This window comes from Brevundimonas sp. UBA7534 (assembly GCF_002479325.1).
Taxonomy (GTDB): domain Bacteria; phylum Pseudomonadota; class Alphaproteobacteria; order Caulobacterales; family Caulobacteraceae; genus Brevundimonas.
This window is the reverse complement of sequence record NZ_DLMO01000074.1, coordinates 1-8370: the sequence shown is the minus strand read 5'-3', so window position 1 is coordinate 8370 and position 8370 is coordinate 1. Positions and strand designations below refer to the sequence as shown.

The following is an 8370-nucleotide window of genomic DNA, read 5'->3' as shown; positions in this document are numbered from 1 at the left end:
CACTTCTTCGAGCTGGTGACCGGCGGCCCTGCCGGGCATCAGCCGCTTAAGCACACAGTCAACGTCGCGCCGGGCTCGAAGGTGACCTTCGACCTGACCGCCGACGCGCCCGGCGACTGGGCCTTCCACTGCCATCTGCTGATGCACATGCACGCCGGCATGTTCAATGTCGTCACCGTTCGCCCCCTGGCTGGAGCTTCATCATGATCCGCCGCTCCGTCGGTCTCATCCCCCTGCTCCTTGCGGCCTCGGCCAGTCCGGTGTTCGCACAGAGCCACGCCGGGCACGTTCCCGCGCCGGGCGCGGCCCGGCCCGCCGGCCAGCTGCCCGCCGGTTGCGTCCGGCGCGGGGCGGCAACAGCGGATCCGTCCCGGGTCGGAACGCCCGGCGCGCCGGTCTGCCCAACCGGCGCCGTGCCCGAGCGCGCGCCGGCGGCGGCGGATCCGCACGCCGGGCACGACATCTCGACGACGGGCCAGACGCAGCCCGCCCCGGCCATGCCGGCGGGTCATGACATGTCGAGCATGCAAGCCGGCCAACAGCCGGCCCCGACCGTCCCGGCGGACCCCCACGCGGGGCACGACATGTCGACGACGGGCCAGACGCAGCCCGCCCCGGCCATGCCGGCAGGTCATGACATGTCGAGCATGCAAGCGGGCCAACAGCCGGCCCCGACCGTCCCGGCGGACCCCCACGCGGGGCACGACATGTCGACGACGGGCCAGACGCAGCCCGCTCCGGCCATGCCGGCGGGTCATGACATGTCGACCATGCAAGCCGGCCAACAGCCGGCTCCGACCGTCCCGGCGGACCCCCACGCTGGGCACGACATGTCGACGATGGGCCAGACGCCCGCGGGTCACGACATGTCGGGCATGGCCATGCCGCCCGACGTGCCGACCAGCGCGGACAATCCGGGGCGCCCGCCGGAAACGCCCCCTCCGCCCGGCGCGACCAGCGGTCCGGCCCATGCCGCCGACCTGTTGTTCGATCCCGCCGAAATGGCGGCGGCCCGCGAACAGCTTCGCGTCGAGAATGGCGACGTGCGGACGACGGCCGTGGTCATGGATCAGCTCGAAGCAACCTTCGCCGACGGCGAAGACGCCTACGCCTGGGACGCCCAGGGCTGGACCGGCGGCGACATCAACCGCTTCTGGTGGAAGTCCGAAGGGGAAGGCGCCTTCGACGGCGAGGTCGAGGAAGCCGAGATCCAGGCCCTCTACAGCCGGGCCTTCCGGCCCTTCTTCGACTTCCAGACCGGCGTGCGGCAGACCTGGCGGCCGGAAGGCGACCGGACGGATCTGGTCGTCGGCGTCCAGGGCCTGGCGCCCTACTGGTTCGAGGTCGATGCGGCGGCCTTCCTGTCCAACAAGGGCGAGCTCACGGCGCGGGCGGAGGCTGAATACGATCAACGGATCACCAATCGCTGGATCGTCCAGCCCCGGGCCGAAGTGGTGCTGTCGGCCGAGGACATCCCCGAACTCCGAATCGGGTCCGGCCTGTCGTCGCTCCAGGTCGGGGTCCGGCTGCGATATGAATTCCACAAGGAGTTCGCGCCCTACATCGGCGTCGAATGGACCAGGAGCTTCGGCGATACGGCGGACTTTCTGGAAGCCGATGGGCGAAGCTCGGAAGACACCCGGCTGGTCGTCGGAATCCGGGCCTGGTTCTAGCGGCGGACGGTCGGCCGGCAGCTGGTCGCCGGACGCCTCCGGCAGCCGGCGCGCCCAGACATTGTAGCTGTCGTAATGAATCCCGACGACACGCTGGCCGACCGCCGCCCTGGCGTCGATCGGACCGGCTGACCGCGGCCGAGATCCCGCGGACGCGAGTCGATCGGCGGCGAAAAACGCCGCGCAGCAAGCCGCGCGGCGTTCCTTCACATCAGGCTTCGGCCCCTCAGGAGGCTGGAGGCCGACCCTTCAGTGAACCATGAAACGGACGAGGCCGTTCATCTGGTGGCCATCGGCGCCCTTCGCGGCCCAGGCGGCGGACCAGGAGCCGGGCGCCAGGACGGGGAGGGGGGCGCTGACCGTCGCGGCCGGCGGGGCGTCGGCCGGCACGGCCACATCGACGGACGGACCCGCGGGACCCGTCAGTCTGAGCGACGTCAGGGTCATGGCGTGCGGAAAGGTCACGGAGAAGGCCGTCGGGGACGCGGCCAGCATGGCGTTGTCGGCCGGCGTCGTGGTGACGCCGTTCGCCGCGGGCGTGGCCGGCATGGCGGCGTGATCCTGCATCGACATGCCCGCGTGGGAGTGGCTCTGGGCCAGAGCGATCGAGACGGGGCCGAGGGCCGCGAGAGCGACGAGGCCGGCGAGATATAAGCGGTTCATGGGGGAGAGCTCCTGTTTTTACGCGAACTATTGCCGGGGCGGCATGGTCATGCCGTCCATCTTGGACATGTCATGGCCGGCCATCGGATCGGCGGGCGGAGGGGTCGGCGCGGGCGTCGGCGCGGGCCGGGCCGGTCGCGGCGCCGAGGCCCGCGGGGTTGCGGCTGGGGCGGGCGTAGCGACCGGAGACGCCGGGGTCGGCTCCGGCGTGACGGCCGAGGCGGCGTCCATCGCGGCGGTCGCCGAAGCGTCCGGGGCCGCCTGGGCGTCGACTGGCTCAGGCCCGGCGGCCGGCTGGCAGGCGCCGAGGGCGAACGCCGCGGCGGCGAGGATCAAGGTTCTCATGTGATGGTTCCTCAGAAAAGCGGGTTACGGTCGGGATCGATCTGGGGACGCCGAGGTTGAGGGGGTTCGGCCTCGTCGCGTCACCCGCGCGGGAGCGGGCGACGCCTTCATATCTGATTACGCGCGCGCGCGTCGTAGCCCTCGCACCATGCCGATCGACCGCCCTCGGCTCGGGCGCGAGCGCATGGCCGGATGGCGACGAGGGGTCTGGACCTTGGATCGGTCATTCCGGACCGGCCCTGGAGGCGATCACATCCCGCAGGGCGTCGGACAGCTTGCGGCGCGCGCGCGCCACGCGGGCCTCGACCGTCTTGACGGAAACCCCGAGGATCTCTGCCGTTTCCGCCTGGCTGCGGCCCTCGATCGCCGTGAGCAGAAGCGCCGCCTTGAGGTGCGGCGGCAAGCGGTCCATCTACTCGTTCAACCGGGAGAGCCGGTCACGAGCCTCCATCCGCTCATCCGCCGACTCGGCCCCGTCCGGCACGGCCAGGGCTTCCGGCGACGACAGGTCGACGCCGCCCCGGATGAGCCGCCGGACGAAGCGGCGGCGGCTCCAGTCCCGGCATTTGTTGAGCGCGATGGTCCGGATCCAGGCCTCGAAGGGGCGCGTCGGATCGTAACGGCGGATGTTGATCCAGGCCGCCGCATAGGTCTCCTGCAACAGATCCCATGCCTCCTGCTCGTCGCCGACATAGCGCCGGACGAACCGGTACAGGGCGGTCCTGGTCCGTCGCATCAGCTCGCTGTAGGCCACGCGGTCGCCGCCGGCGGCGCGGGCTGACAGGTCCGCTGGACGGTCCACCCGGACCGCTAGTTTCCGTCGGGCGCGAGGGCCGCGACGATGCGGTCGTCGAAGACCTCGGCCTGGGCGGGCGTCAGCACGGACCGCATCTCGAAGACGTGGGCGATGGTCTCCTTCTGCAGGGCGCCCATGGCGACGTGAAAGTGGTCCACCGCGGCCTGGACCTGGGGTCCGTCGCCATCGCTCTGTTGGATGGCGCGCGCCAGTTCCAGATTCGCCGCGCGGATGTCGGCTTCGAGCGCGGGCCGGCGGGCGGCGAACCGGGCTTCGACGGCCTCGATACGGGTCAGGTGATCAGGCGAGAGCTTCAAATCGTGGTGGATGATGTCGTGCAGGGACGGCGGTTCGCGCCGGCTGAGCACCCAGCTGGCGCTGATCCAAGTGCCCGCGCCGCTGGCGACAGCCGCCAGCACGGCGGTCAGTGCGATCGCCCGCCAGCCGCGCATCACCGGCCGGCTTCCAGACGCACCAGGGGCGACAGACCCGCATCGACCGTGAAGATGGCCATATCCCCACGCGGTCGGGGAGCGGCGACCGCGCCGACGCCGCCCACGGTCAGGCCGGTGACCAGGGCCATGGCGACGGCGCCAAGGCGCAGTTGTCTTGTCAGCCTTTCGCCGCGAAGCGCGTCGACCCGGCGCCAGACGAGCGGCTCGAGCCCGTCGAGCGACCGACCGGCGGACACGGCCGCCAATCGATTCAGAAGATCATCAAGATTGCGCGTCATCGAACACTCTCCTAGCGCCCCTAATCCCTACTACGCCGAAACGGGCGGAATCCCTCGATCGAGGGGACGGCTTCCCGGATGCGTAGTTAGCAGAAGGCACAGGATGGGAGAGAACAATGGCGATACGCAAATTTCTGCCGGGGCTCGCCCTGGCGCTGGCGCTGTCAGTCAGCGCGCCGGCGTTCGCGCATGAGGCCCACGAGAAGGCCGCGGCGGCTCGCGCCCAGGTCGCCACGCCGACGGCCGCCGTTCCAGACGGCGGCGTGATGGCCATGCCGGGCATGGCCCAGGACATGGACCACGGAGCCATGATGGCGGACGAGGCTCCCAAGCCCATGCCCCAGCGCCTGTATCGCTGGCTCGGGGCCATGCATCCGGCCGCGGTGCATTTCCCCATCGCGCTGTTCCTCGTCGCCGCCCTTCTCGAGATCGCCGCGCTGACGCTCCGCCGGCCGGTCCTGACCCAGGGCACCCGCGTCATTATCGCCCTGGCCGCGATCTCTGCGCTCGCCGCGGTGGCGCTGGGGTGGTTCGCCATGGGCCTCCCCGGCAAGGACGACGCGACCCACGCTTATCACCGGTGGCTCGGCACCTCGATCGCCGTTCTGGGCCTGTTGAGCTGGTGGGCGAAGGAACATTGGGTCCGCCGACCGGGACGCGGGCGTGAGCTGATCTACGTCGGCCTGTTGACGCTTACCGCCGCCGCCGTGATCGTCAACGGCCTGCTGGGCGGGATGCTGACCCACGGCGTGAGACATCTGATGTTCTGAGGGCCTCAAGGACACGCGTCGCCCGCCACATAGTTTCCCCCCACTTTCGCCGGACCAGGACGCTTTCGCGGCCGCGGCTAACCAGGAGCTTGATCCATGTCGTTTCGTTCAGCACTCGCCGGATCGGCGCTCGCCGCTGTCCTCGCTACCTCCGCCCAGGCCCAGGCCCAGGCCCAGACCCAGGCGCCCCACTCTCACGCCCCCGGCTCGGCCCACACCCCAGGCTCGGCACACGCCCCCGGCCATGCGCAAACCGCTGACGAGGCGCAGGTCCGAACCGTCGTCGCCGCCTACAAGGACGCCATTACCCGGATGGACGTGTCACAGACCCCGGCTCTGTTCTGGGAGGACTCGGCGATTTTCGAGAACGGCGGCGTCGAAGGGACGTTCGCCTATTACCTCGAGCACCATCTCGGACCCGAGTTTACGGATCTGGCGGGTTTCGAGTTTCGCAACCACGAGATGACAGTGGAGATCGACGGCGATACCGCATTCGTGAGCGAGACCTACACCTATCACATCACCTTCAAGGACACGGCGCGCGAACCGATCGAGCGTCGCGGCGTCGCCACAAGCGTCCTGCGCAAGCGGGGCGACGAGTGGAGGTTCGCCATCTATCACTCTTCGGCCCGGCCCTTGCGCCGGGCGACCTGAAGACGCGGAAACGGGTTGCCCGGCCTCCCGATCACCAGAGTAATGAGCCAATGATAAAGTCGCTTTCGCGCCGCTCCCTTCTGATCCTCGGCGTCAGCGCCTCGGCAGCCGCGGCCTGCGCTCAAACCCCTCGTCCTTCGTCCGACCTCGCCGTCTACAAATCGCCCACCTGCGGCTGCTGCGGCGCATGGGTCGAACACATGACAGCGGCGGGGTTTCAGGCGCGGATAACCGAGGTGACCGACCCCGGCTCGGTCCGCCGCGCCCAAGGCGTTCCCGAGTCCTTGGCGTCCTGCCATACGGCCTTGGTTGGCGGATATGTCCTCGAGGGCCATGTGCCGGCCGAGGATGTGCGCCGGCTCCTCGCCGAACGCCCGGAGGCCGTGGGTCTCGTCGTTCCCGGGATGCCGCTGGGGTCTCCCGGCATGGAGACGCCCGACGGGCAACGGGAGGTCTATGAGACCCTGCTGATCCTCAAGGGCGGCGGCACGCGCGTCTTCGCGCGTCACGGCCAGGCGAGGCGCGTGGCATGAAGATTCTCAAGCTCTCCACCCAACTGCACAAATGGATCGCGCTGGTCGTCGGTCTTCAGGTGCTGTTCTGGGTCGGCGGCGGTCTGGTGATGACGGCCATTCCGATCGAGACCGTTCGCGGCGAGCATCGCGCGGTCGAACTCACGCCGGGTCCGCTGGAACTCGGCGCCCTTCCGGCCCTTGGCGAGATCGTCCGTCGGGCCGGCGTCGCGCCCGTCCAGGCGGAGCTTCATTCCACGCCGAGGGGGCCGGCCTGGACCCTGAAGCCGGCGGCGGGCGAGCCGGTCATCGTGTCCGCCGCGACAGGTCGGCCGTTCGGACCGATGTCCGCCGCCGAGGTCTCGGCCTTCGCCAAGCGCGCCTACAAGGGTGAGGCGGGGGTTTCGGGCGCCGTGCTCCTGACCACGGCGCCAGAGGAGACGGGACGGACCGGGCCGCTTTGGCGCGTCGACTTCGCAGATCGCGAGAAGACCTCCTTCTACCTGTCGCCCGCCACCGGCGAGGTGGTGACGCGCCGCTCGGGCGTCTGGCGGATTTTCGACTTCTTCTGGCGTCTCCATGTCATGGACTGGAACGACGGCGAGGATTTCAATCACCCCCTGATCATCATAACCACAGCCTTGACGCTGAGCATCGTGGTTTCAGGGTTCATCCTGCTCTGGATTCGGCTGGCGCGGGATCTGAAGGCGGCTCGGGCCTCGCAGCGCGCCGTCCGGCGAGAGTGACGCGCCCCCGGATCGATTGCCGACCGCCGCCCGGCCCGCCATCAGATCAGGCGGTGGGAGATTTCTGTCAGGGCCCGAAGGTCGGTCCCGAAGCGGGCGATTGAAGCCCGGTGCCGTTCCAGTTCGCCATAGGGAAGGTAGCGCACGTCAAGGTCCGCGATCCGGCTGAAGGCGGGCCGCCGCAACTGGGCGCGGACATCGCCCTCGCGGCTGTCTGGCGCCACCAGGAACAGGCCTGCGGACGTATGGAGCTCGCCAGACAGGGCGAGGTCCAGCATACGCACGACGCCGGAATAAATCGTGGTGGAGTGTTCGACCTCAAAGGCGGCTGTCACGCGATCCGCGCCGGCCTCCAGCCAGAGGACGTCGATGAGGCGGATCGACTCTGCACCCGCGCCGTTCGCCAGCGCCGCGGGCAGCTGGTCCAGACAACCCTCACCGAGACGCGCGCCGTCATAAGGCCGGCTGCGGTCATTGGCGGCGATCCACACGCGATAGCCGAGCGCTCGCCCCAGATCCCGGATCCATGCCTGAACTTCGGTGTGGGTGCGATCAGTGTCGCGTTGCTGCAGCGCGGTCTTCTCGAACTTCACCGCTTCAGCCCGGGCTTCAGCCAGCCGCCGATCCCAGTCACGGTCAGAGAGATCTTCGCTTTCCAGGGGCGGAGCGGGGTATCGTCCTGACCCGACATCGAACAGGAAGCCCGCGATGGCGCCCAGGTCGTTTGACAGCAGGTCGCGATAGCGGGCGTTGAGTTCCAGAATTCCCTCACGCATGGCCAGATAGTGCTCCCAACTGCCCAGCTTCACTTTCGACCCGGTGATTGCGTTGTAGCCATTGACGATGGCGGTGTTGAACGGCGGGGCGTGCGTGGGATGCAAGAAGTAGATCAGGTTGGCCACGGCCGGCCCGAGGCCCTTGATCTTGAGCTGATCGATCGTGCGGATGCCGGACAGGATCTCGGCGCCGGTTGAACAGCAGCTGCAGTGATGCAGCAGACGGCCAAAGGCGCGCTGGTTGGGCGGGTTCTCGTAGATGTCGGGAATCCGGAGCTTGGGCTTCCACAGGAACGCGTGGTCGGCGCCCCTGAATATCTGGCGTTGTTCGGCGACCGAATGGACGATGGTCTCCAGCGACGAGCCACGATAGGCGACGCCGAACCGGCCCGCCTCGATCTCCTCGACGACCTGACCGATGCCCCGCCGGATGGACCGGAAATTCTTCAGCCGTTCATCCCACAGGAACCACGTCCTATAGGTGGCCGAAGGATCGTCGCGCCACTGCTCGATAAGCTCTTGAAGTCGATCCGGCACGCCGCCCCCACAGAACTCCATCGCCGTCCCAGCCTAGTCAGATTGGTGCGGAAGCGCCACCGGCGCCAGGCGGGTGGCGGTTGGGCGCAGGGTCCCGACGCTGGTCGCCTGGCAAGGGAGTCGCGCGCCAGCCGCCATGCCGACTTCGCCATGGTGATGGGCGTG

General features: G+C 69.1%; 13 protein-coding genes. 6 read left to right on the top strand and 7 right to left on the bottom strand.

Annotated features, from left to right (window positions below):
- A partial coding sequence (locus tag B2U11_RS05660; protein ID WP_292070497.1) for a multicopper oxidase domain-containing protein occupies positions 1-207 on the top strand: 207 nt, incomplete at its 5' end.
- A complete protein-coding gene (locus B2U11_RS05655; protein WP_292070496.1) occupies positions 204-1673 on the top strand; it encodes a copper resistance protein B in 1470 nt (489 codons plus the stop codon). The genes B2U11_RS05660 and B2U11_RS05655, both read left to right, overlap by 4 nt.
- A gap of 249 nt (positions 1674-1922) precedes the next feature.
- Here the strand turns inward: B2U11_RS05655 and B2U11_RS05650 are convergent, their stop codons facing one another.
- The 6 genes from B2U11_RS05650 to B2U11_RS05630 all read right to left on the bottom strand — a co-directional run bounded on the left by B2U11_RS05650 (position 1923) and on the right by B2U11_RS05630 (position 4210).
- Complete coding sequence (locus tag B2U11_RS05650) at positions 1923-2336, bottom strand: copper resistance CopC family protein (protein ID WP_292070494.1); 414 nt, start codon at positions 2334-2336, stop codon at positions 1923-1925.
- A gap of 27 nt (positions 2337-2363) precedes the next feature.
- Complete coding sequence (locus tag B2U11_RS05645; protein WP_292070492.1) at positions 2364-2681, bottom strand: hypothetical protein; 318 nt, start codon at positions 2679-2681, stop codon at positions 2364-2366.
- A gap of 223 nt (positions 2682-2904) precedes the next feature.
- Positions 2905-3093, bottom strand: coding sequence for an RNA polymerase sigma factor (locus B2U11_RS15660; RefSeq protein WP_349680713.1), 189 nt, complete (start codon positions 3091-3093; stop codon positions 2905-2907).
- Positions 3094-3483 carry an RNA polymerase sigma factor gene (locus B2U11_RS05640; RefSeq protein ID WP_349680712.1) on the bottom strand — a complete coding sequence of 130 codons (390 nt, stop codon included), beginning with the start codon at positions 3481-3483 and terminating at the stop codon, positions 3094-3096. It lies immediately after the preceding gene.
- Positions 3484-3491: 8 nt separating this feature from the next.
- Positions 3492-3929, bottom strand: coding sequence for a Spy/CpxP family protein refolding chaperone (locus tag B2U11_RS05635; RefSeq protein WP_414632936.1), 438 nt, complete (start codon positions 3927-3929; stop codon positions 3492-3494).
- A complete protein-coding gene (locus tag B2U11_RS05630) occupies positions 3929-4210 on the bottom strand; it encodes a hypothetical protein (protein ID WP_292070490.1) in 282 nt (93 codons plus the stop codon). Before B2U11_RS05630 ends, B2U11_RS05635 begins: the two co-directional genes overlap by 1 nt.
- Before the next feature lie 116 nt (positions 4211-4326).
- Between B2U11_RS05630 and B2U11_RS05625 the strand changes: the two genes are divergently transcribed.
- The 4 genes from B2U11_RS05625 to B2U11_RS05610 all read left to right on the top strand — a co-directional run bounded on the left by B2U11_RS05625 (position 4327) and on the right by B2U11_RS05610 (position 6892).
- On the top strand, positions 4327-4980 hold the full coding sequence (locus tag B2U11_RS05625) for a DUF2231 domain-containing protein (RefSeq protein ID WP_292070489.1): 654 nt from the start codon (positions 4327-4329) through the stop codon (positions 4978-4980).
- 96 nt (positions 4981-5076) lie between these two features.
- Positions 5077-5634 (top strand): YybH family protein, encoded by a 558-nt coding sequence (locus tag B2U11_RS05620; protein WP_292070488.1) that lies wholly within the window; start codon positions 5077-5079, stop codon positions 5632-5634.
- 236 nt (positions 5635-5870) lie between these two features.
- Positions 5871-6167: a DUF411 domain-containing protein gene (locus tag B2U11_RS15655; RefSeq protein ID WP_349680711.1), complete on the top strand. Its 297-nt coding sequence runs from the start codon at positions 5871-5873 to the stop codon at positions 6165-6167.
- Positions 6164-6892: a PepSY domain-containing protein gene (locus tag B2U11_RS05610; protein WP_292070486.1), complete on the top strand. Its 729-nt coding sequence runs from the start codon at positions 6164-6166 to the stop codon at positions 6890-6892. The genes B2U11_RS15655 and B2U11_RS05610 overlap by 4 nt, the downstream gene beginning before the upstream one ends.
- A 41-nt stretch (positions 6893-6933) precedes the next feature.
- Here the strand turns inward: B2U11_RS05610 and B2U11_RS05605 are convergent, their stop codons facing one another.
- Positions 6934-8205 (bottom strand): type II restriction endonuclease, encoded by a 1272-nt coding sequence (locus tag B2U11_RS05605; protein ID WP_292070485.1) that lies wholly within the window; start codon positions 8203-8205, stop codon positions 6934-6936.
- Positions 8206-8370 lie beyond the last annotated feature (165 nt).